The organism is Vibrio sp. 10N.247.311.14, assembly GCF_041467715.1.
Classification (GTDB): domain Bacteria; phylum Pseudomonadota; class Gammaproteobacteria; order Enterobacterales; family Vibrionaceae; genus Vibrio; species Vibrio crassostreae_C.
In genome coordinates, this window is record NZ_JBFSVE010000029.1 from 25781 (window position 1) to 48936 (window position 23156).

Consider the following 23156-nt stretch of genomic DNA (forward strand, 5'->3'; position numbering starts at 1 on the left):
TTATTCAGACTTTCATTGAGGCGCAATGATCTTAAACTTATGCAGATTAGTATATTACTTTCCAGAAAATCACATATTGGTCTCAGGTATCTATGGAAAATAATAAAAAGCAGGGCGTTTTACTGGTGAACTTAGGAACGCCAGATGCGGCGACCCCCGCTGGCGTTCGTCGATTTTTGAGTGAATTCTTACACGACAAGCGAGTTGTAAACCTAACGCGTTGGCTTTGGTGTCCTATATTACATGGCGTGATTTTACCGATTCGCTCGCCTAAAGTTGCTAAGCTGTATCAGTCTGTCTGGATGGATGAGGGCTCACCACTGCTTGTGTACTCTCAAAGACAAGCTGAAAAGCTCCAGAAAAAACTAGAGATGCCTGTTGCACTGGGTATGACCTATGGCAACCCAAGCCTAAAGACTGGTGTTGAGCAACTGATGGAGCAGGGCGTTGAGGACATCATCGTACTGCCTCTGTATCCGCAGTACTCTGGCACAACCACAGCAGCGGTTTCTGATGGTTTGACCAAAGCCTTTAAGCAGATGCCAGTTATCCCGAGCTATCGCTTTATTCGCGACTACTACGCGCACCCAAGCTATGCAAAAGCATTGGCTGAAAGCGTTCGTAGCCATTGGGAACAAAATGGCAGAGCCGATCACTTGGTTTGTTCGTTCCACGGTATTCCGAAGCGCTTAGCTGATGAAGGCGATATCTACCCACAGCATTGTGAAGCAACGACAAAGCTGCTTGCTGCTGAGCTAGGTTTATCTGAAGAAGACATCACCATGACCTACCAATCGCGATTTGGTCGAGAGGAGTGGTTGAAGCCATACACTGACGAGACACTTGAGTCACTGCCGAGTAAAGGCATCAAGAAGATCGACATCATGGCACCTGCCTTTTCGGTTGACTGTTTGGAAACGTTGGAAGAGATTTCAGACCAGTGTAAAGAGACGTTCATTGACGCTGGTGGTTCGGACTTTAGCTACATTATGTGTCTGAACGACAGAGACTCACACATCGACATGATGGCTGAACTAGTGGCGCTTCATCGCTAACTGATATGGCGATTGAATAGATAACAAAAGGGCTGCTCATTGAGCAGCCCTTTTTGATCTTGATGTTTCTTCTTGAAATCGATCTAGCTATTAAGCGACCGAAGTTTCTGCTTTTGGTTCTGCTTCAAGCGTCATGTTGGTTTCTACACCATGCATCCATGATACAAGCTTACCAGCACAAAGCAGCAGTAATATGGCACTCACCGTTGCTGTGATAGCAATACCACTGAAGATTGACATAGCACCAAGCTCACCAACGTGAGAACCGACCAGGCCTGCCACGTAGTTTGCCACCGCATTGAAGCCAAACCATGCACCCATCATCAATGATGCTAGGCGAAGCGGAGCTAACTTAGTGACCAACGACAGGCCAATAGGCGATAGACAAAGCTCACCAAGGGTATGGAAGAAGAAAGCACCGACTAGCCATAGCATTGATGTTTTCACGGTTAGGTCACCGCCTTGCTCCATTACCGCGCCCATCATGCACACAAAGCCCAGTGCTAAGAAGAACAATGCCATTGCAAACTTAACAGGAGAGTTGGGTTCACGCTTACCCAGTTTCACCCAGAACGCAGCAATGATTGGAGCAAGTGTAATGATGAAGAATGGGTTCAAAGATTGGAACCACGCAGCAGGAACTTCAAAGCCACCAATCATACGGTCAGTATATTGTTGAGTGTAGATGTTCATTAGGCCGCCAGCTTGTTCAAAGCCCGCCCAGAAAACAATCACGAACAGACCCATGATAAGAATCACTTTTAGTCTGTCGAACTCTTCTTTGGTCAGTGGCGCTTTTTCTTTAGATTTGTTTAGTGCTTTCGCTCTTGCAGCAGCAGGTACAGAACCGATGTTGCCCAACCAAGACTGAGCCATTGTCACTTGCATGATCAAGCTAATAACCATACCAATACCAGCGGCTAGGAAACCTGCTTTCCAACCGAATGAATCGACAGCAGCACCTGAAATTAAGCCACCAAGCAGCGCACCTAAGTTGATGCCCATGTAGAAAATGGTGAAAGCACCGTCACGGCGGTTATCGCCTTCTTGGTACAGATCGCCAACCATGGTTGAGATGTTCGGCTTAAACATACCGTTACCACTGATTAGCAGTGCTAAACCAAGGTACAGCGCGTTCACTTGGTCTAAACCGATGAAGCCGTTAGGTAGAGCCATTGTAAATTGGCCAAGTGCCATCAATACACCGCCAATCATAATTGATTTACGCTGACCTAGGTAGTTATCGGCAATCCAGCCACCAATTAATGGTGTGATGTAGACTAAGCCGGTGTAAATACCGTAGAGATCGAGTGCGTCTTTCGTTGACCAACCCAGTCCACCGTTGAGGGTAGTGTCAGTCAAAAATAAGACAAGGATGGCACGCATCGCATAGTAAGAGAAACGTTCCCATAGCTCTGTGCTAAAAAGTAGAAATAGGCCTCTAGGGTGGCCAAAGATGTTGTGGTTGCTTGGCATAAGTTTTACTAATTTGAGGTATTAAAAGATTTTATAGTCATTCATGTATACACAGTGGGATAAAAGTCTGCAATAGACTTATTTTATGGTCACGACAACTTGGTTTAACTAAGATGTTGATATTAAATATCTTTATTTTTAATGTTGCCCATTTTAGATGTGCTGCAAACTAATTTTCCAGATTTGAGTTGGTTGGTTAATAACCTTCATTAAAGTTGTGTTGAATTAAAATCTTTAGATATATTGCTCTGGTGTATCATTTTGAGTTTGAAGGGAGTGGCATGCGCATTAGGTGGGGCATACATATGCTTACAACAATGAGTCTTTTGATCTCTAAATGATCTCTGTACAATGCTTAACCACTCCGACACCTATAACTTTTTGTTGATAAATTGGTCTGCTACGCATTATTTTTCGTTAGCAACGATTCATTTTATTAATGGTGATTTAACCGTTTTAGGCATGTGGTAAAATATCTAAAAATATAAAATGGCTAGTCAAATGAAACGTTGGTATTTGCTTTACTGTAAGCGTGGTGATCAAAAACGCGCTCAGCAGCACTTAGAGAATCAGGGGGTAGAGTGCTTTTACCCTCAAATAGAAGTCGAAAAGGTGGTGAGAGGGAAAGAAAAGCAGGTCAAAGAACCGCTGTTTCCGTCTTACATCTTTGTTCGCTTCGACTATGAGCAAGGTCCTAGCTTCACGACCGTTCGTTCAACACGTGGCGTTGTGGACTTTATTAAGTTCGGTTCACTGCCGCACGAGGTCCAAGGAGACTTGGTGTTTGAACTTAAAGAGTTTGAGAAGTGCTGCAGTAACGAAGTGGAAGATTGTTGTGTTGAGTTTGAATCTGGACAGGTAGTTAAGATTCAGAGTGGCCAATTTGCTGGGGTTGAAGCTATTTTCGATCAGAAAGACGGTGAGGCTCGATCGATTATGCTGGTGAAAATGATCAGCCAAGTCGTTCCAATCAGTATTGAGAACGAAGCACTACAAGCTCGCGCATAACTGCAGTAATAAAAATAGGCTTAAAACAAAAGGCGCATAATGCGCCTTTTTTAGTCTTTAGGGTTTGTTCAAAACGCTCTAAGCGTTGTAAGCATCGTTGTGAACGGCTTGTACTGCACGGCCTGATGGGTCGACACAGTTTTTGAATGACTCATCCCACTCAATCGCTTTCGCTGATGAACAAGCAACTGAAGGACCACCAGGTACACACTCTGCCGCAGATTCTAGAGGGAATAGCTCCTCAAAGATTTCACGGTAAGCATAACCTTCTTTGGTTGTTGGCGTGTTGTAAGGGAAACGGAACTTAGCAGCTTCCATTTGTTGATCCGTTACTTTTGCTTCAGCCGTTGCTTTCAATGTATCAATCCAATCGTAGCCAACACCATCAGAGAACTGCTCTTTTTGACGCCATGCGATTGAATCTGGTAGGTAGTCTTCAAAACACTCACGCAGGATGTGTTTCTCCATCTTACCGTTACCGCACATCTTATCTTCAGGGTTCAGACGCATTGCGACATCGATGAACTCTTTATCCAAGAATGGTACACGGCCTTCAACACCCCATGCCGCTAGCGATTTGTTTGCACGAGCACAGTCGAACATGCTTAGAGCAAGCAGTTTACGTACTGTCTCTTCGTGGAACTCTTTCGCGTTTGGCGCTTTATGGAAGTACAGGTAACCACCAAAGATTTCATCAGCACCTTCACCTGAAAGTACCATCTTGATGCCCATCGCTTTGATCTTACGAGCCAGCAAGTACATTGGCGTTGATGCACGAATCGTCGTTACATCGTAAGTTTCGATATGGTAGATAACGTCACGGATTGCGTCTAGGCCTTCCTGAATAGTGTAAGTCATCTCATGGTGCACAGTTCCGATCTTGTCCGCAACTTCACGAGCAGCGATAAGGTCTGGTGCGCCTTCAAGACCAACAGCGAACGAGTGCAGTTGTGGCCACCAAGCTTCAGATTGCTCATCATCTTCGATACGCATTGCCGCAAAGCGTTTTGCAACTGCTGAAGTAATTGATGAATCCAGGCCACCAGATAGAAGTACACCGTAAGGAACGTCAGTCATTAGTTGACGTTTAACGGCTGCTTCTAGCGCTTCAGTCAGTTCTTCTTTGCTTGTGCTGTTGCCTTGTACCGCAGCGTACTCGTTCCAATCGCGGATGTAGTAGCGTTGAGGTTCAGCATCTTTCGAAGAGTAGAAGCTACCTGGAGGGAATTCACTGATCGTCTTACATACTTCAACCAATGCTTTCATCTCTGAAGCCACGTAGTAGTTGCCGTGCTCATCGTAACCTTGGTAAAGCGGGATGATACCAATATGGTCGCGGCCCACTAGGTACTCGTCTTTCTCTTCGTCGTATAAAACGAATGCGAAAATACCGTTAAGCTCTTCTAGAAGGTCTGCACCCATCTCTTGGTATAGCGCTAGGATAACTTCACAGTCAGAATCAGTCTGGAACTGGTACTTATCTTCATAGCGTGCACGAAGTTCTTTGTGGTTATAAATTTCACCGTTTACTGCAAGAATGTGCTTTTTGTCTTGACTGTATAGTGGTTGAGCACCACTGTTCAAGCCAACAATAGCAAGACGTTCATGAGCAAGGATTGCTTTTTCACCAGCATAGATACCAGACCAGTCTGGACCACGGTGACGAAGCTTCTTAGACATTTCTAAAGCAATAGGGCGAAGTGTTGCGGCATCACTTTTAATGTCGAGAATGCCAAATACTGAACACATAGAACTTCCTCTTAAATAATTTCCAAATCAACTGCATTCAATTTGCCATTCTGGCTAAAAAAAGCAACCGGATGTGAGCAAAAAAATAATATAAAGGGTGTTCTGTTAGAAATTATCTAATTTTTATGTGCTTTTGGTGTGTGATGTTTAATTGCGGTTGGTTTTTTAAACAAAAACCTCTCAAAAGTGCGAAAAATTGGCAGTTTTGAGAGGTTTAGTTGAACACTGTCTAATACTAGATTTTATTGATATTTGGATTTAACTGTTCGCAAACGTGGCGAGCAAAACCACTACCAGCCTCGCTGTAAATGTTAAATGCCGCATCAACGCCATTCTCTTTCAGTGTTTCGAGTTGATCGGGATATTCAGCAATAGCCGCAATTTGGCCTTTAAAGTTACGTGACTTTAATTGTTCTAAAGCGGTTTGATTACCTTGGTGGTGAGGCATTGCCAAAATCACCAGCTTTACGTTTGCTGTATCTAGAATTCGCTCCCAGAAATCTGGGTCAGTCGCGTCGCCAGAAATCACGTTTCTGCCTTGGCTTCTGTGGTTGTGCGCGGCTTCTTCACGCACTTCTACACCTAGGCTGACCTTGCCATAGCGAGTACGTAATTCGTCATAAGCACCGGTACCAATTCGGCCCATACCTAGAATAAGCACTTGGGCACGACCAGGGTCAATTCGCTTATCACGTCGGTGAAGCTTTTCTGACGCATGCTCTTTTAGCCATTTACCTGACTGCTGATAAAGCTTATGACCAGCTCGGTTTAAAGGAGCAGCGATTAGAAAAGACAGTGAAACTGCAATGGCAACGGCAACTAAGATATCACCCGACATCCAACCCATCTTGAAGGCGAGACCACCAACGATGAGGCCAAACTCGCTATAGTTAAACAGTGATAGCGAGGCAAGTAGAGACGTTCGAACACGGAACTTGAAGCGGTTGAGTACCAAGAAGTAGAGAACACCTTTCACTGGCAGCATCAGCAAGAACAAGATTGCGAGCATAAAGCCTTGAATGGTTGGTTGCTCTGACAGACCAATATTCAAGAAGAAACAGACAAGGAAAAGTTCTTTAAGGTTAAACAGCGACTTTGATAATTCTGAGGCTTTTGGGTGACCAGCAAGTAACATACCTAGAACAAGAGCCCCCAAATCTGGTTTCACACCAACCAAATGGAATAAACCAGCACCGACGACTAATGCGAAGAAGATGCCGGAAAGAACCAGCATCTCACCGTGACCAACCCAATCGAGCACTTTGTAGAACAGTGGGCGTAATAAGGGTAGGGCAAACAGAGCAATTGCATACCACTCAGGTATTTTGCCCGTAGAAGCCGTTAAGAATACTACGGCGAAGATATCCTGCATGACCAAGATACCAATCGCTAACGTTCCGTAGGTCGCATTCATTTCGCCTTTCTCTTGCAGAGTCTTAACCGCAAATACAGTACTAGAGAATGAAAGAGCAAAACCGAGCAGAACGATCTGTTCTACCGACATGGCAGCTAGCGATGAAATACCTAAGAACTTAAAGCCAAACAGGGCGACGGCGAAAAACAGAGTGGACAAAAGGTTGTGGATTGTCGCGCCAGCCCAGATCTCTTTAGAGAATAGGGTTTTGATATCGAGCTTTAAGCCGATAGTAAATAGAAGCAGCGTGACACCAAGGTCAGCTAAAGTAATGATGGTGTCATTGGTTTCAAAGCCAAAGGCAAAAAGCCCAAAGCCTGCAACCAAAAAACCAACTAATGGGGGAAGGTGACACTTTAAAGCAATAAATCCTGCGATAAACGCAGTGGATATTAATATAAGTTCCATAACTTGTTGTTGTAGTTCCCTAGCTTAAAAAAACGGGCCGTGTTTATACAAACACGGCCCGCGGAAAATCAGAATTGTTTTCTCTAGTCTTCGAGAAGCTTCTGCAGTAACACGCCGTTAAGCATGGCGCGCTTAATCATAGCAAAAGCTCCCATCGTAGGATGTTTATCGATCTGTGATGCTACAATAGGCAGGCCGCTATGGAAAGTCGTTAACGACTGATTCTCTACATTGCGCTTAATTGCAGGAAAAACAATCTCTTGTGCCTTGGTAATATCACCAGCAATGATAACTTTTTGAGGGTTAAATAAGTTAATCGTCATCGCGATAGCCTTACCTAACTGGTTTCCTACTCGAACTAAGCTTTGCTTGGCTAGCTCATCACCATTAATCGCGTGGTCACAAACGTCTTGAATCGTAATATGCTCAAGCTCTGTTAAAGAAGACTCATAGCCTTGTTTAATCAGCTTCTGCACGCGTTCAACGATAGCTGGGTTTGCCGCTACTGTTTCAAGACAGCCGAAGTTACCACATTGGCATTGCTCGCCTAGCGGATCAATTTGGATATGACCAATTTCACCCACATTACGGTTATGACCTAGGAAAACCTGACCATTAACGATAATACCTGCACCTGTACCACGGTGAACACTGACCAAAATAGAATCTTGGCTATCTTTACTTGCACCGAAGTAGTGCTCAGCAAGCGCCATTCCACGAACATCGTTACCAACAAAACAAGCAACATGGAATGTATCGCGAATAATGTCGCTTAATGCGAGGTTATCGATGTCGGTATTCGGCATGTACTCAACAACACCGGTCGTTGGGTTAACCAAGCCTGGAAGCGTGACACCAATAGCAATCAGTTGATCGATCTTTGGTTGATGCTCAGCAATGAAAGCTTTGAGGTTATTGACCAAGCCTTGGGTAAGGTCTGATTGGTCTGAATAATTCAGGTCTTGCTGTTGGAAAGCCAATTCACGACCACCAAGGTCATGCAGGCTTATTTGAATGTAGTCTCGACCCAAACGCACAGCAACAGAATGAAAAGGCTCTACTTCTGTGGTTAGGGAGATAGCGCGTCTACCGCCAGTAGACGCTTGCTGCGCAACCTCTTTAATTAGGCCGCGCTCTAAAAGTTGGCGGGTAATTTTTGTAACACTTGCCGGTGCGAGTTGGCTTACATCAGCCACTTGTATACGACTGATAGGCCCCTGTTGGTCTATAAGTCGGTATACCGCCGCACTGTTTAGTTGTTTAACTAAGTCTACGTTACCTATTTGTCCGCCATTCATACTTAATTGTGCTCGTATTGTCCGTTAACAACAGTCGCTTTAACGTTAAAGTCTCGGTCAAATACAGCTAGGTTTGCAACCATGCCTTTTTTGATTCGACCTAGCTTGCTTTCTACACCGATAGCCGTAGCTGGGTATAGCGTAGCCATGCGAAGAGCTTCGTCTAAAGCGATACCAGCGTGCTCAACTGTATTCTGAACTGCTTCAATCATAGTCAGAGCTGAGCCGCCCAGTGTGCCGTTTTCATCAACACACTTACCATCACGGTAATATACTTTCTTACCGACAAAAATAAAGTATTCCATGTCAGCACCTGCAGGAGCTGTGGCATCCGTCACTAATACCAACTTTTCTCCCTTGATTTTATGCGCAATTCTGATGTTTGCGTAATCAACGTGGAAGCCGTCGGCAATAATGCCAGCGTAAACCTCAGGAGTATCGTAAATCGCGCCAACAACGCCAGGCTCACGACCAACCATCGGCGTCATTGCATTGAACAGGTGAGTGGCGAACGTGATACCAGATTCGAAACCTTGACGCGCTTCTGCGTAAGTTGCGTTGGTGTGGCCGATAGAAACGACAACGCCAGCTTTGTGCAGGCGTTCGATGTGTTCAGGGTCGTTAAGCTCTGGAGCCAATGTTACTTTTGCAACAAGGTCACGGTTCTCACAGATAAGCTCAATCATTTCGTTGTCAGATTTACGAATGTGATCGACGCTATGGATGCCTTTTTTCGCAACGTTTAGGTAAGGGCCTTCAAGGTGCAGACCTAAAGATTGGTTTTGGTACTGGTTATGGTATTCACGAGCTGCCGTAATAACCGCACGCATATCTTCGTCTGAAGAGGTGATAAGCGTTGGTAGGAAGCTAGTACAGCCAGATTTCAGGTTTGCTTTGTGCATGATCTGCATGGTTTCTGCAGTGATCTCATCGTTAAGCATTACACCGCCACAACCATTCAGTTGTAGGTCAATGAAACCTGGGCTTAGGTTTGCTCCGTCTAGGTCGCGAAGCTCGATTCCTTCTGGCAATTCAGAGATAGGACAGACTTTTTTGATCAGTTCGTTTTCGATTACAACAGCATGATCGGTTAGAACATCACTACCAGTGTAAATTTTACAGTTACTTAGCGCGTACATAGTCAGCTAATCCTTATTTCGTGAGATCTTTTAAATTCGTTCGTTACCTAAATGCGGACTTAGTTTGCGAGCATCATTTACGTAACGATTTATCTTTTATGGGCAAACGGCTTCAAAATGAGAAGCGATTTAAGTTGTTGAAAAATATATGAACAATTGATTTTTATTATACATTTAGGTCCATCAATAATGATTATTCACGGTGCTCTATAAGCCCGGAGTTACCATCTTTTTGCCTAATGATTAGATTTGGATTTTATCCATAAATGTTCATTTTTTTGAATGATAAAATAAGTTTTATGATCTCGCTAGCAAAAACCTCTGGATTTGGTAAAAACTGGTGATTAGGATCACAAATGGTAAGGTTTTAATTTGCGGAGCAAAATTAATTGAATACACTGAATAGGACTAAATTGAGCGACTAAAATAAGTTTCTCAAACGAATTCTAAAAAATCCTATAGGGGGAAACAACTGGTGAATATTCTAGGATATGCGCAGAAGCTTGGTAAGGCGTTAATGCTACCAATCGCAACGCTTCCGATTGCGGCATTGCTGCTACGTCTGGGTCAACCAGACTTACTCGATATCGCATTCATGGCATCTGCTGGTAACGCAATCTTCAGTCAACTACCATTATTGTTTGGTTTGGGTATAGCTATTGGTCTTTCTAAAGACGGTAACGGCGCAGCAGGTCTTGCTGGTGCAGTTGCTTACTTTGTTCTGACAGCAACCGCAACAAACATCGATGCTAGTGTAAATATGTCATTCTTCGGCGGTATCTTTGCAGGTATCATCGCAGGTCACTCTTACAATGCATTCCACGCGACTCGTCTTCCAGAGTGGCTAGCATTCTTCTCTGGCAAACGTCTAGTTCCTATTATGGCTGGTCTATTTGCTCTAGTTGCTGGCGCAATCTTTGGTGTTGTATGGCCTGCTGTTCAATCTGGTCTAGATGCACTTGCTCACGCAGTTTCAACGTCTGGCGCTATCGGTCAATTTGTTTACGGTACTCTTAACCGTGCACTTATCCCAGTAGGTCTACACCATGTACTGAACTCGTACTTCTGGTTCGGTATGGGCTCTTGTCAAGAGATCGTAGTTGCTGCAGAAGGCTTCTCTCAACTTTGTGTTGACCCAGCACTAGCTAAAACTTTAGTTGTTGGTCAAGAGTACACATTTGAATTTGCTAACTCAGTTAACCCAGAAATTGTTGCAACTGTTAAAGAAGTAACTGAAACAGTTAAATCTGGCGACCTACACCGTTTCTTCGGCGGCGATAAAGGCGCTGGCGTATTCATGAACGGTTTCTTCCCAGTAATGATGTTCGGTCTACCAGGTGCTGCACTTGCAATGTACCTAGCTGCTCCTGCTGAAAAACGTAGCCAAGTTGGTGGCGCACTATTCTCAGTTGCATTCTGTTCATTCCTAACAGGTATCACAGAGCCGCTAGAATTCATGTTCGTATTCCTAGCTCCTGCTCTATACGCAATGCACGCTGTATTTACAGGTTTGTCTCTAGTAGTTGCTAACATGTTTGGTACTCTGCACGGTTTCGGTTTCTCTGCTGGTCTTATCGACTTCGTATTGAACTGGGGTCTAGCAACTAAACCATTCGTACTACTACTAATCGGTCTTGGCTTCGGTGCTCTATACTTCTTCACTTTCTCTTTCGCAATCCGCGCTTTCAACTTGAAATCGCCAGGTCGTGAAGATGATGACGAAGCTGTTGCAGCTCCTGCTGGCGAAGCACCAAAGGGCGACCTTGCACGTCAATACCTGAAAGCTCTAGGTGGTCACGACAACCTAACTTCAATCGACGCTTGTATCACTCGTCTACGTCTAACTCTTAAAGACCGCTCTGTTGCAGATGAAGTTGTTCTTAAGAAACTTGGTGCTAAAGGTGTGGTTAAACTAGGTGAAAACAACCTACAGGTTATCCTAGGCCCACTAGCTGAAATCGTAGCTGGCGAAATGAAAGCTATTGGTGCAGGCGAAGACCTATCTGATGTAAAACTTCCACAGTAAGGGAAGTACTTAGTTAAGACGTAAAGTTACTCTTAAGTAAGTGTCAAATTGAAAGCCTCCCACATGGGAGGCTTTTTTGTGCCTGCAGTTTAAGACCAGCGAACACGGTTCGTTCTATTCTTCATCGAATAGCAGAAATAATCGCAATTAACGGACGGTTCTTATTGTGCAAAGGCTAAGAATTGTGGATGATTAGCAACAATGATCTTTCTATCTTTGACTGGCGCTATAAGCGACCGTTTTCTTGGGGACGAAAGATAACTTTCTCTGACAATACTAAATACATAGAGGTGCTATAGATGAGTGAAGCTGAGGCTCGTCCATCGAATTTCATTCGCCAAATTATTGATAAAGATTTAGCGGATGGTACACACAGTAGCGTGCATACTCGTTTCCCGCCGGAGCCAAATGGCTACCTGCACATTGGTCACGCTAAATCTATTTGCTTGAACTTTGGTATTGCTCAGGACTACCAGGGACAATGTAATCTTCGTTTCGATGATACAAACCCTGAAAAAGAAGACGTTGAATACGTTGAGTCAATTAAGAATGATGTAAGCTGGTTAGGCTTCGAATGGTCTGGTGATATTTGTTACTCATCAAACTACTTCGATACGCTTTACGCTTATGCTGTGGAATTAATTAATAAAGGCTTAGCGTATGTTGACGAGCTAAGTCCTGATCAAATCCGTGAGTACCGTGGCACGCTAAAAGAGCCTGGTAAAGCGAGCCCATACCGTGACCGCAGCCCTGAAGAGAACCTAGCGTTGTTTGAAAAAATGCGTGACGGTGGCTTTGAAGAAGGTAAAGCGTGTCTACGTGCTAAGATCGACATGAGCTCTTCGTTCATGGTTATGCGCGATCCTGTTATCTACCGTGTTCGTTTTGCTCACCACCATCAAACGGCTGACAAGTGGTGCATTTACCCAATGTACGACTTTACTCACTGTATCTCTGATGCGCTGGAAGGTATTACGCACTCTATCTGTACGCTTGAATTCCAAGATAACCGTCGTTTGTACGATTGGGTTCTAGATAACATCACGATTGACTGCCAACCTCGTCAGTACGAGTTTAGCCGCCTGAATCTTGAATATACAGTGATGTCTAAGCGTAAGCTGAACCAACTTGTGGTTGAAAACCTAGTTCAAGGTTGGGATGACCCACGCATGCCTACTATTTCTGGCCTACGTCGTCGTGGTTTTACTTCAAGCTCGATTCGTGAATTCTGTAAGCGTATTGGTGTAACTAAGCAAGAGAACATGATTGAGTTCGGTTCACTTGAATCTTGCATCCGTGATGATCTGAACGAAAATGCACCTCGTGCAATGGCTGTTCTGGATCCAGTTAAGATCGTTATCGAAAACTACGAAGCAGATACAGTAGAAACGCTAACGGTTGCAAACCACCCGAACAAGCCAGAAATGGGTACTCGTGAAGTTCCATTTACACGCGAAGTTTGGATCGAACGTGACGACTTCCGTGAAGAAGCAAACAAAAAGTACAAGCGTTTGGTTCTAGGTAAAGAAGTTCGCCTGCGTGGTGCTTACGTGATCAAAGCTGAACGTATCGAAAAAGATGCAGAAGGCAACATTACGACTATCTTCTGTTCTTACGACAATGAAACATTGGGTAAGAATCCTGCAGATGGCCGCAAAGTGAAAGGCGTTATCCACTGGGTATCTGCTGATAAAGCACTGCCTGCTGAGATTCGTTTGTACGATCGTCTATTCACAGTGCCAAACCCAGCCGCTGCTGATGACTTCGCTGCAACGCTAAACCCTGAATCTCTTGTTACGCTAAATGGTTTTGTTGAACCTAGCTTAGCAGAAGGTGTGGCAGAGCAAGCGTACCAGTTTGAACGTACAGGTTACTTCTGTGTGGATTCGAAAGACTCTAAAGCAGATGCACTAGTCTTCAACCGCACGGTTGGTCTACGTGACACATGGGGTAAAACTGAAGCTTAATGCTTGAGTATTTAGTTTGTTAAAAACGACCCAATAAAAAACCGGCTTAGAGCCGGTTTTTTTGTGTCTTAAATTTGATTACCAAGGTGTTTCTAGTGACCAACTAGCGTTTTAAGCACTAGAGCCAGAGTTTTAGGGATTATTAGGGTCTTGTTGGGTTACTTCACCCGTGCGTGAGTTGTACCAGAAAACATAACCTGCATTACCAGGATCGCTGTCGAAATCGACTCCAGTGTAGATGAAGTAGCAAAGCGCGAGTTTGTTTTGAGGAGTACCGTCTTTGGCAACAAAACTATGGTTTTGACGGCGGGTAATAAAATCAAAATTGTTGGACTGGTTCGGGTCTGTAGTAGCGGTCAGGTCGGTTGTCATAATGGCATTCCATATTGACACACACCCTTGGTCACCTTGACCTATGTTGTAAGGCTGCCCCATAGGGTTGCCTTTATCGACGCCGAGTGGGTAGCCGACGTCATTTATGTCCAATTGAGCATTGCCGTCTCCGTCTTCCCCAAAACCTGGCATGTCATTCATTTCAGCGTTGCCGCCGCCGCTGACCAGCCATTTACTGTGAGCAAACGTGATCGCAGTTTGAAATTGAGATTGAGCAGCGTCAAACAGAGCGATATGGCCATCGGTTTGAATGTTAAGAAAACGGGGAAGGGCAACAATAGCAAGCACTGCAATAATCACCACAACAACCAACATCTCAATTAAAGTAAAAGCCTTAACTAGCGGGATTCTTTTCATGGATACTTTATGATGCCCTATATAAAAAACGCCGGCCTAAGCCAGCGTTCTGTATTACTACTTCGCTTTATGCGCGTCTGGATTGCCTTTGCAATCTCCGTTAATGCTTTTGCCGTACAAGTACAAACTGTGGTTTGTTAGTTGCACGTTGTAACGCTGAGCAATCTCTTTCTGTCTTTCTTCGATGATGTCATCAGAGAATTCGATCACTTCGCCACAATCTAAACATACAAGGTGGTCGTGGTGGTGCTGTGTAGAAAGTTCAAATACAGACTTGCCGCCTTCGAAGTGGTGACGAGTTACAATGCCAGCGTCATCGAATTGGTTAAGTACTCGATAAACGGTTGCAAGACCGATTTCTTCACCTAGGTCGATCAGCTTCTTATATAAATCTTCAGCACTAATATGTTGGCAGTCTGGCTGTTGTAATACTTCTAAAATTTTGAGCCGTGGAAGGGTCACTTTAAGACCTGCATCTTTTAGCGCTTGATTATTGTCTGACATATACTTTCCTGTTGATGATCTGCAGCAATTAACAGAATTCAATATTAATACCATTATAGTTTAGTCAGGCATAACAATAAACCACGAACTTCAAAGGGTTACTTACTGACATCACAATCTGTTTTGTAAATTGGAAGTATCTCACTTATAGTGGAGGTACGACCAGTCAAGGTGACGGTGTTTCTGATATGAACATGGAATGTTGTTATGAATAAGCAACTCGCAAAAATATATAAACCCAACACTGTAAAATTTGCTCTTAATATTTGGCCTCCCTTTTGGGGAGCGGGTATTCGAATAGCCCACATTAGCACTGACTTTAGGGTTGTTAAGACAGTACTTAAGCTACGCTGGTGGAATAAGAACGCCAATCGTACTCAATATGGCGGCAGTATCTTTTCTCTTACCGATCCCGTTTACTCATTGATGTTAATGGGAATTTTAGGTGAACGATATTATGTTTGGGATAAAGAAGCGAGCATTAACTTCATCAAGCCGGGGCAATCGGACTTGTATGCAGATTTTGAGATAAGGCAAGGGCAGCTTGACGATATCTATCGTCAGACGCAACTCGGTGAAAAGTGTTTCCCCGAATTTATTATTCACGTGAAAGATAAGCAGGGTAATGTGGTTTCAGAAATTCAACGCACCCTCTATGTAAGAAAGAAGCCGCAATTTAGAGATGATGATGAAGCATTAGAGGCTGAGTGCTAATTAATAGATTTTAAATAGCAAAAAACCTCCTATAAGGAGGTTTTTTCATATCTACATAATGGTTATTAACTGTAACAATTAACAACCACTAGAGAATTAGTCTTCTAGCTCTGCTAGGCACATCTCTTCGTGGATTTGTTTAACCCAGTTAGATACGCGCTCATCAGTTAGCTCAGGTTGACGGTCTTCATCGATACATAGACCAACGAATTGGCTGTCATCGCCTTCAACTAAACCTTTCGATGCTTCGAATTCGTAGCCTTCAGTTGATGTGTGACCGAGGATAGTACCGCCTTTCGCTTCAACGATGTCACGGATAGTACCCATAGCATCACAGAAGTATTCTGCGTAATCTTCTTGGTCGCCACAACCAAAGATAGCAACAAGCTTAGTTGAGAAATCAATAGCTTCTAGCTCTGGGAAAAAGTCATCCCAATCACATTGTGCTTCGCCGTAGTACCACGTAGGGATACCAAGCAGCAGTAGATCGAAGTTATCGATATCTTCTTTGCTGCTTTTTGCAATGTCTTGAACGTGAACGAGCTGTTTGCTCAATTGCTTTTGAATCATCTTAGCAACAGCTTCAGTGTTACCTGTATCGCTACCAAAGAAGAGACCTACACTTGCCATAGAATCATTACCTTTCATTTTGTCTGTTGTCGGTGTAATAAAGTTCGGAAGAGAATCGTTAGATCCCAGTTCCTTCCCAGCTTAGTTGGATTATCCCTTTGGCGATAAAACCCGCACAGCCAAGGAAAAGTACTAACCATACGATGCGACGACCAAATGGAGGAACATTTCCCTGCTTGAGAACGTCCTTAATTGCCATACCGATTAAAAAGAAAATCGCGGCAAACAGGAGATCTAAACCAACAGATTCGATGATGTTCATGTAGTCGTAAAGCATGGGAACCTTATATACCAATTTTGCTTGGGCGCACTATATCACTGTTGTGAGATAAAGTTAATCTGCAGTAATTACACAGCTCTCATTTATCTGCACGAAAAAGCGCAGTTAAGCGATGAATTTTCTAATTGCTCTAAGTACTTCTGCTGGTTTTTCAGCATGCAGCCAGTGACCTGTGTTGGCAATGACATGCGCTTTTGCGTTAGAAAATTGCTGCTGAACGGCTGCTTGATGTTCTGCGGTGAGGTAATCTGAATCCCCACCTTTAATGAGCAAGGTTTTGACCGAGGTTTTCTCGATCGGTTCCCAACCAATAATATGTGGGTAGTTGCTCAATAACGAAGCAACATTGAAGCGCCATTCCATGATGCCTTGCTCTGTTTTGAACAAAGATTTGGTTAAAAACTGGCGAACGCCATCGATCTCGATATGTTTTGCGAGAACCTTGAGTGCATCTGAGCGTGAAGTCGGCTCTTCTTCTATCACGGCTTGCAGGCCTGCGAATACGTTGTCGTGGCGACTCTGAGTGTACGCGACCGGAGCCATATCCAAGACAATCAATTTATGCAGCGCAAGATGTTGTGTCAGTGCCATCGCTACTTTGCCACCCATCGAGTGACCAATCACAGTGACGTCTTCTGACTTAAGATCATGCAGCAGTTGAGCCACGTCTTGTGCCATCGCTTGATAGTTATGAGTGTCACTATGGAAGGATTGACCGTGGTTGCGGAGATCGATACTAAGTACCTGATGATCGGCTTTTAGATCCCTAGCGAGCAAGCCAAGGTTGTCCAGATTACCGAATAATCCATGGATCAAAACAATGGTGTGACCCTCACCTTCAATTTTATAGTTGAGCTGTACTGACATTTTTATCTTATTCATGGTGGGTTTGACGTAGAGTATCCGCGCGGATCTCGCTATAATCCCCCAGAGTTTAAACATTGAGATTGTGAAAAGCGAATGAAAACAATTGAGGTTGATGAGGACCTATACCGTTTTATTGCGGGTCAGACAGAACGTATTGGCGAAAGCGCTTCAGATATTCTGCGCCGCTTGTTACAGGTTGATAGCCAAGGCATGGCTCCGATCGAAGAGATCGTTGAGCCAAAAGGTATCGTTGTTAGCAAAGAGGTAGGCTTTACTCCAGAGAAGTTCGATGGCGTTAAAGAAATGCGCTCACTACTAATATCAGATGAGTTTGCATCACTAAAGAAAGCCATTGATCGTTTCATGCTTGTGTTATCAACACTGCATAAAATCGACCCTTTAAGCTTTTCAGAAGCAACTCAAGTAAAAGGCCGTAAGCGCGTTTACTTTGCAGATAACGAAGCGACGTTGCTAGCAAACGGCAACACGACTAAGCCTAAAGCTATTCCACAAAGTCCTTTTTGGGTTATTACTAATAACAATACAAGCCGAAAAAGACAGATGGTTGAGCAGCTTATGAGCCGCATGAATTTCCAAGCAGAATTGATAGAAAAAGTAACAGGTTCAATTTAACGAAATCTGATTTAAACCTCATAATATCCATGGATAAGAAGATATTATGAGGTTTTTTTGTTTTAAAATTTTATATATAAGGATGTCGAAAAATGGCTATGCACCCTCGTGCTGGGCAGAAAGCTCAGCAGGAAGATCTTCATAATATCCCGGCTTTAGTTGCTAACTATTTCTTACAGCAACCGGATGCTACGAACCCAGATCATAAAGTACTTTTCGGTACTTCAGGTCACCGCGGTACAGCAGACAGATCAACATTTAACGAAAACCACATTCTAGCAATTGCACAAGCGGTTGCTGAAGTTCGTGCCGAGCAAGGTACAACTGGCCCTCTTTTCTTAGGTAAAGATACTCACGCTCTATCTGAGCCTGCGTTCTCTACGGTTATCGAAGTGCTTGTAGCGAACGGTGTTGAAGTTATTATTCAAGAAAACAACGGCTTTACTCCAACACCTGGTATCTCGCACGCGATTCTTACGCACAACCTAGTGAATGACAAAAAAGCCGACGGCATTGTTATCACGCCTTCACATAACCCACCTCAAGACGGCGGTATTAAATACAACCCGACACACGGTGGCCCAGCTGAAGCTGAACTGACTCAAGCGATTGAAGACCGTGCGAACGTGATCATTGCTGAGCAAATGCAAGGTGTTAAGCGTACGCCTATCGCACAGGCTAAACAGTCTGAGCTAGTAAAAGAAGTTGACCTAGTCGCGCCATACGTCGCTGATTTGGTTAACGTCGTGGATATGGAAGCGATCCAGAAAGCAAACATCAAGATTGGTGTTGATCCACTGGGTGGCAGCGGTATTGATTACTGGCGTCAAATTGGTAAAGCGTACAATCTAGATCTTACTCTGGTAAGTGAAGCGGTTGACCCTTCATTCCAATTCATGTCTCTAGATAAAGATGGCGTAGTTCGTATGGACTGTTCTTCTCCATACGCAATGGCAGGCTTACTGGCGCTTAAAGACGAGTACGCTCTAGCATTTGGTAACGACCCAGATTACGATCGCCACGGTATCGTGACACCTAAAGGTTTGATGAATCCAAACCACTTCTTAGCGGTTTGTATTGATTACCTATACCGTAACCGTGAAGGTTGGGGTAAAGACGTTGCTGTTGGTAAGACACTAGTATCAAGTGCATTAATCGATCGCGTAGTTTCTGACTTAGGTCGCGAACTTTGTGAAGTGCCAGTTGGTTTCAAATGGTTCGTTGATGGCTTATACAACGGCCAGTTTGGTTTTGGTGGCGAAGAGAGCGCAGGTGCTTCTTTCCTACGTAAAGACGGTACGCCTTGGTCAACAGATAAAGACGGCCTGATTCTTTGCTTGCTTGCGGCTGAGATCACAGCAGTGACAGGTAAGAACCCACAAGAATACTACGAAGAACTTGCCGCTAAACACGGTGAATCTAAGTACAACCGTATTCAAGCGGTAGCAAATGGTGCACAGAAAGACGTGCTGAAGAAACTATCTCCAGAGATGGTTTCTGCTGAGACGTTGGCTGGTGATGCAATTACTGCACGCTTAACACACGCTCCAGGTAACGGTGCTGCGATTGGTGGCTTGAAAGTGACAACTGAGAACGGCTGGTTTGCTGCGCGTCCATCAGGCACTGAAGACATCTACAAGATCTACTGTGAAAGCTTTAAGGGTGAAGAGCACCTGAAAGCAATCGAAGCAGAAGCTCAAGAGATTGTTAACCAAGTATTTGCAGCCGCTGGCCTATAATCGAATCTCGATTACTAGAGTTGCTAAGTAAATAGAAGAAGGGTTGATGTGAAAGCATCAACCCTTTTTGTTTGTGTTAGTTACGTATAAGCGGGAAAAGGTAACTGAGTTAGCTCAGACGACTAACCGTGTGGCCAACTTTGTGGCATCACAAACCAGAATTGCCCCGACTTTGTTTGCCCATGGACGAAGCGATCACCGAACTCGGTGATCGGCTGACTGCTGAAATCATCCGTCCCTGCTGCCCATTGCTCTTTGGTGAGTGGATACAGTGGTTCACTGATTAAATGAGCCTGATCTTGATAGCACCAAAAGCCGTTTACTTGGCTTGAATTAATGTCATAGCCCAAGCATTTTGTCGGTATGTTTTGCTCTAAGAAAGGGTTGGTATATAGACGACCTTGCATCAGTAAGTGTTTTGAGTCGACATCGATTTCTGGATATTGCTCAACAAAGGCGGCAGAAGAGGACATTTCGAGTTGGTGGCTGAGCATCCTGTCGAGTTTCTTATCCAATTGGTCGTGAGAGTTGGGTCCAAACCATGTTTGTTCGTGGAGCAGATAAAACTTAATCGCCACTTCCCAATGTTCCAGCTTTTGGCTGCTCTCCTCTTTAAGAATAAAGTCGATTGCACCGAGAGTTCTGCCTTCCACATTGATCTGAATCTCGTCGTGCTTTATCGAGTAATTCGGTGAGGCAGCGATCACTTGCTCGCATAGATATTGGTAGAGGAAACCTAATCTAGGATTACCCTCATAAGTATGTGATGAGTCGATGGCATGGTTGCTAGAGAATGCACTGAGATCCGAAACCGGTGGCTTGATTTCTAGTAATGGCGGTGAGTCGATGACCCATTGGTAAAAACGTTGCAGTGCTGTCATCTCTTCCTCATAAACTCATCGTGGGGCTTTCGACATTCTACCCGTAAATTGATATAACGACGTTATTATAAAGGTAAGCTGGAAAGAAAAATGATTAACTTACAATTAGAAAAGCTACTTAACGAAAAACTGCAGCCACAGCAGATTAAAGATTACTGTCCTAATGGTCTTCAAGTTGAAGGCGCGACAGAAGTGAAGCGAATCGTTACTGGTGTAACAGCTTCTCAAGCCTTGATTGATAAAGCGGTAGAACTGAACGCAGACGCTTTGTTGGTTCATCACGGTTTTTTTTGGAAAGGTGAGTCAGAGGCAATTCGTGGCATGAAGGGCAAACGCATTCGCACTCTGATAAAGAATGACATTAACCTTTTGGGTTATCACTTACCTCTCGATATCCATCCTGAACTTGGTAACAACGCCAAACTCGCTGAACTGCTTGATATTGAAGTAGAAGGTGGCTTGGAAGGGCACCCACAATCGGTTGCTATGTTTGGTAGATTAAAGACACCGATGACCGGTGCTGAATTTGCAGCAAAAATCGATCAAGTGCTAAATCGCAAACCACTGCATATCGCTCCAGAAAATCAAGACAAAATGATAACGACCGTCGGTTGGTGTACTGGTGGTGGTCAAGACTACATTGAGCTAGCGGCTTCTCAAGGCATTGATGCTTTTATTTCTGGTGAAATTTCTGAGCGCACTACTTACTCAGCACGCGAGCAAGACATTCATTATTTTGCTGCTGGCCACCACGCGACTGAGCGATACGGTGTAAAAGCGTTAGGTGAATGGTTAGCGGAAGAACATGGCTTGGATGTTGAGTTTATTGATATCGATAACCCAGTTTAAGAGCAGATACGAGATAAGGGGTACGAGTCGAGTGTATGCGTCGTTCTCTAGAATTGAGCAGGTAACCTGTATAGTTTATCTGCTCGCTTAAGGAGATCCCCAACTCATTCGTCCCTCGTTCTTGGGGATGACGATATTATTTTATTCGTTCACTTCGCATTCTTGAGGATGACGGGGTTGAGAGCGTACAAAAGAAAAGGGGTTGATGTTCTCACATCAACCCCTTTTAACATTATGATTTATAGCAACTATTCACGTTCGTGAAGTGCTTTAAAGTCACGTTGTTCTTCACCAGTATATAGCTGACGAGGACGACCGATACGGTTCGTCGGATCGCTGTGCATTTCGTTCCAGTGAGCAATCCAACCGATGGTACGAGACATCGCGAAGATTACTGTAAACATAGATACTGGAATACCGATTGCTTTCAGAATGATACCTGAGTAGAAATCTACGTTCGGGTATAGCTTCTTAGAAACAAAGTACTCATCAGAAAGAGCGATACGCTCAAGTTCCATCGCCACGTCTAGTAATGGATCTTGGATGTTTAGCTCTTTAAGCACTTCGTGACACGCTTCGCGCATTACTGTTGCACGTGGGTCGTAGTTCTTGTAAACACGGTGACCGAAGCCCATCAAACGGAATGGGTCATCTTTGTCTTTTGCTTTCGCAACGTATTCTTCAATGTTATCTACGCTACCGATCTCTTCAAGCATGCGCAGACAAGCTTCGTTTGCACCGCCGTGAGCTGGGCCCCAAAGTGATGCGATACCTGCTGCGATACACGCAAACGGGTTAGCACCAGATGAACCAGCAAGACGCACTGTAGACGTAGAAGCGTTCTGTTCGTGGTCAGCATGTAGAGTGAAAATCTTATCCATTGCACGAGCAACGATAGGGTTCACTTCATACTCTTCACATGGGTTTGCAAACATCATGTGTAAGAAGTTTTCTGCGTAGCCTAGGTCGTTACGTGGGTAGATAAACGGCTGACCGATTGAATATTTGTAACACATTGCAGCCAGTGTTGGCATTTTTGAAATCAGGCGGTATGCCGCAATTTCACGGTGTGTATCGTTGTTGACATCAAGTGAGTCGTGGTAGAACGCCGCTAGAGCGCCTACAACACCACACATTACAGCCATAGGGTGAGCGTCACGACGGAAGCCGTGGAAGAAACTAGCGATTTGCTCGTGCACCATAGTGTGACGTGTCACGGTAGTCTTGAACTTTTCGTACTCAGCTCGAGATGGGGCTTCACCGTAAAGAAGTATGTAACATACTTCTAAGTAATCAGCGTTATTGGCAAGTTGGTCGATTGGATAACCACGATGTAAAAGAATGCCTTTTCCACCGTCAATAAAAGTGATTTGAGACTCACAGGATGCAGTGGCAAGAAAACCAGGGTCAAAAGTGAAAAAACCATTAGAACCTAGTGTACGAACATCGATCACTGGAGTACCAAGTACACCTTCTGTAATCGGCAGCTCGATTGGCGCTTGACCTTCAATGTGAAGGGTAGCTTTCTTATCCGCCATAACAATCTCCTTTGTTTATTATTTAATCCGTCCAGGATGTTTATGTGCCATTTTTTTACTGGTCTTACGTGGGAAAGTCAATTTTTCTGAAGCTTTGTGTGCACTTGTTAGTGTTTTTTACATTAAATTCGTTAAAAATCTGGTCTGTGTAGCATTATTTGTTACATCAATTGTATTAGAATGTTGCCAGTCGTATAGTGACGCTGAAAAGTTTGGTTAAAACCTTATAAA

The 23156-nt window shown here is 44.1% G+C and carries 20 protein-coding genes; 8 read left to right on the forward strand and 12 right to left on the reverse strand.

Annotated elements, in window-relative coordinates; translation table 11 throughout:
* Positions 1-92 precede the first annotated feature (92 nt).
* Complete coding sequence (gene hemH, locus AB6F11_RS12295) at positions 93-1055, forward strand: ferrochelatase (protein WP_102393252.1); 963 nt, start codon at positions 93-95, stop codon at positions 1053-1055.
* Positions 1056-1145: 90 nt separating this feature from the next.
* Here hemH and AB6F11_RS12300 read toward each other — a convergent pair whose 3' ends face one another.
* Entirely contained in the window at positions 1146-2531 is a 1386-nt protein-coding gene (locus tag AB6F11_RS12300; protein ID WP_102393253.1) for a peptide MFS transporter, read from the reverse strand.
* 501 nt (positions 2532-3032) lie between these two features.
* Between AB6F11_RS12300 and rfaH the strand changes: the two genes are divergently transcribed.
* Complete coding sequence (rfaH, locus tag AB6F11_RS12305; RefSeq protein WP_017068990.1) at positions 3033-3539, forward strand: transcription/translation regulatory transformer protein RfaH; 507 nt, start codon at positions 3033-3035, stop codon at positions 3537-3539.
* A 78-nt stretch (positions 3540-3617) separates the two neighbouring features.
* Here rfaH and asnB read toward each other — a convergent pair whose 3' ends face one another.
* From asnB to nagA, 4 genes are all read right to left on the reverse strand, one after another.
* Positions 3618-5288 carry an asparagine synthase B gene (gene asnB, locus AB6F11_RS12310; RefSeq protein WP_102320162.1) on the reverse strand — a complete coding sequence of 557 codons (1671 nt, stop codon included), beginning with the start codon at positions 5286-5288 and terminating at the stop codon, positions 3618-3620.
* Positions 5289-5523: 235 nt separating this feature from the next.
* Positions 5524-7110, reverse strand: a complete 1587-nt coding sequence (locus tag AB6F11_RS12315; protein WP_102320163.1) for a cation:proton antiporter family protein — start codon at positions 7108-7110, stop codon at positions 5524-5526.
* A gap of 83 nt (positions 7111-7193) precedes the next feature.
* Positions 7194-8408 carry an ROK family protein gene (locus AB6F11_RS12320; RefSeq protein ID WP_017062194.1) on the reverse strand — a complete coding sequence of 405 codons (1215 nt, stop codon included), beginning with the start codon at positions 8406-8408 and terminating at the stop codon, positions 7194-7196.
* A 2-nt stretch (positions 8409-8410) separates the two neighbouring features.
* Positions 8411-9547: an N-acetylglucosamine-6-phosphate deacetylase gene (gene nagA / locus AB6F11_RS12325; RefSeq protein ID WP_017062193.1), complete on the reverse strand. Its 1137-nt coding sequence runs from the start codon at positions 9545-9547 to the stop codon at positions 8411-8413.
* 475 nt (positions 9548-10022) lie between these two features.
* On the opposite strand from nagA, the gene nagE reads away from it, so the two are divergent.
* Together nagE and glnS are read left to right on the forward strand one after the other, a co-directional pair.
* A complete protein-coding gene (gene nagE / locus AB6F11_RS12330) occupies positions 10023-11573 on the forward strand; it encodes an N-acetylglucosamine-specific PTS transporter subunit IIBC (protein WP_032545860.1) in 1551 nt (516 codons plus the stop codon).
* A 299-nt stretch (positions 11574-11872) separates the two neighbouring features.
* A complete protein-coding gene (glnS, locus tag AB6F11_RS12335; RefSeq protein ID WP_017063407.1) occupies positions 11873-13540 on the forward strand; it encodes a glutamine--tRNA ligase in 1668 nt (555 codons plus the stop codon).
* 132 nt (positions 13541-13672) lie between these two features.
* Here glnS and AB6F11_RS12340 read toward each other — a convergent pair whose 3' ends face one another.
* Positions 13673-14290 carry a prepilin-type N-terminal cleavage/methylation domain-containing protein gene (locus tag AB6F11_RS12340; RefSeq protein ID WP_102393254.1) on the reverse strand — a complete coding sequence of 206 codons (618 nt, stop codon included), beginning with the start codon at positions 14288-14290 and terminating at the stop codon, positions 13673-13675.
* Between the two features lie 57 nt (positions 14291-14347).
* Positions 14348-14794: a ferric iron uptake transcriptional regulator FcrX gene (gene fcrX / locus AB6F11_RS12345; protein WP_017061956.1), complete on the reverse strand. Its 447-nt coding sequence runs from the start codon at positions 14792-14794 to the stop codon at positions 14348-14350.
* A 207-nt stretch (positions 14795-15001) separates the two neighbouring features.
* On the opposite strand from fcrX, the gene AB6F11_RS12350 reads away from it, so the two are divergent.
* Positions 15002-15508, forward strand: coding sequence for a DUF4442 domain-containing protein (locus tag AB6F11_RS12350; protein WP_102393255.1), 507 nt, complete (start codon positions 15002-15004; stop codon positions 15506-15508).
* A 96-nt stretch (positions 15509-15604) separates the two neighbouring features.
* Here AB6F11_RS12350 and fldA read toward each other — a convergent pair whose 3' ends face one another.
* The 3 genes from fldA to AB6F11_RS12365 form a co-directional block, all read right to left on the reverse strand.
* Positions 15605-16138, reverse strand: coding sequence for a flavodoxin FldA (gene fldA / locus AB6F11_RS12355; protein ID WP_010436745.1), 534 nt, complete (start codon positions 16136-16138; stop codon positions 15605-15607).
* Positions 16139-16196: 58 nt separating this feature from the next.
* Positions 16197-16415 (reverse strand): DUF2788 domain-containing protein, encoded by a 219-nt coding sequence (locus AB6F11_RS12360; protein ID WP_004737900.1) that lies wholly within the window; start codon positions 16413-16415, stop codon positions 16197-16199.
* Positions 16416-16523: 108 nt separating this feature from the next.
* Positions 16524-17285 (reverse strand): alpha/beta fold hydrolase, encoded by a 762-nt coding sequence (locus AB6F11_RS12365; RefSeq protein WP_017061954.1) that lies wholly within the window; start codon positions 17283-17285, stop codon positions 16524-16526.
* Positions 17286-17378: 93 nt separating this feature from the next.
* Here AB6F11_RS12365 and seqA point away from each other — a divergent pair, with 93 nt between their 5' ends.
* Both seqA and pgm read left to right on the forward strand, forming a co-directional pair.
* Positions 17379-17918, forward strand: a complete 540-nt coding sequence (gene seqA / locus AB6F11_RS12370) for a replication initiation negative regulator SeqA (RefSeq protein ID WP_017061953.1) — start codon at positions 17379-17381, stop codon at positions 17916-17918.
* Between the two features lie 92 nt (positions 17919-18010).
* Positions 18011-19657, forward strand: a complete 1647-nt coding sequence (gene pgm, locus AB6F11_RS12375) for a phosphoglucomutase (alpha-D-glucose-1,6-bisphosphate-dependent) (protein WP_017067383.1) — start codon at positions 18011-18013, stop codon at positions 19655-19657.
* Between the two features lie 122 nt (positions 19658-19779).
* Here pgm and AB6F11_RS12380 read toward each other — a convergent pair whose 3' ends face one another.
* On the reverse strand, positions 19780-20538 hold the full coding sequence (locus AB6F11_RS12380; RefSeq protein ID WP_102393256.1) for a DUF1853 family protein: 759 nt from the start codon (positions 20536-20538) through the stop codon (positions 19780-19782).
* Positions 20539-20628: 90 nt separating this feature from the next.
* Between AB6F11_RS12380 and AB6F11_RS12385 the strand changes: the two genes are divergently transcribed.
* Positions 20629-21387 carry a Nif3-like dinuclear metal center hexameric protein gene (locus AB6F11_RS12385; protein ID WP_102393257.1) on the forward strand — a complete coding sequence of 253 codons (759 nt, stop codon included), beginning with the start codon at positions 20629-20631 and terminating at the stop codon, positions 21385-21387.
* Between the two features lie 248 nt (positions 21388-21635).
* On the opposite strand, the gene AB6F11_RS12390 is transcribed toward AB6F11_RS12385, so the two are convergent.
* Complete coding sequence (locus AB6F11_RS12390; protein WP_017061949.1) at positions 21636-22925, reverse strand: citrate synthase; 1290 nt, start codon at positions 22923-22925, stop codon at positions 21636-21638.
* Between the last annotated feature and the right edge of the window lie 231 nt (positions 22926-23156).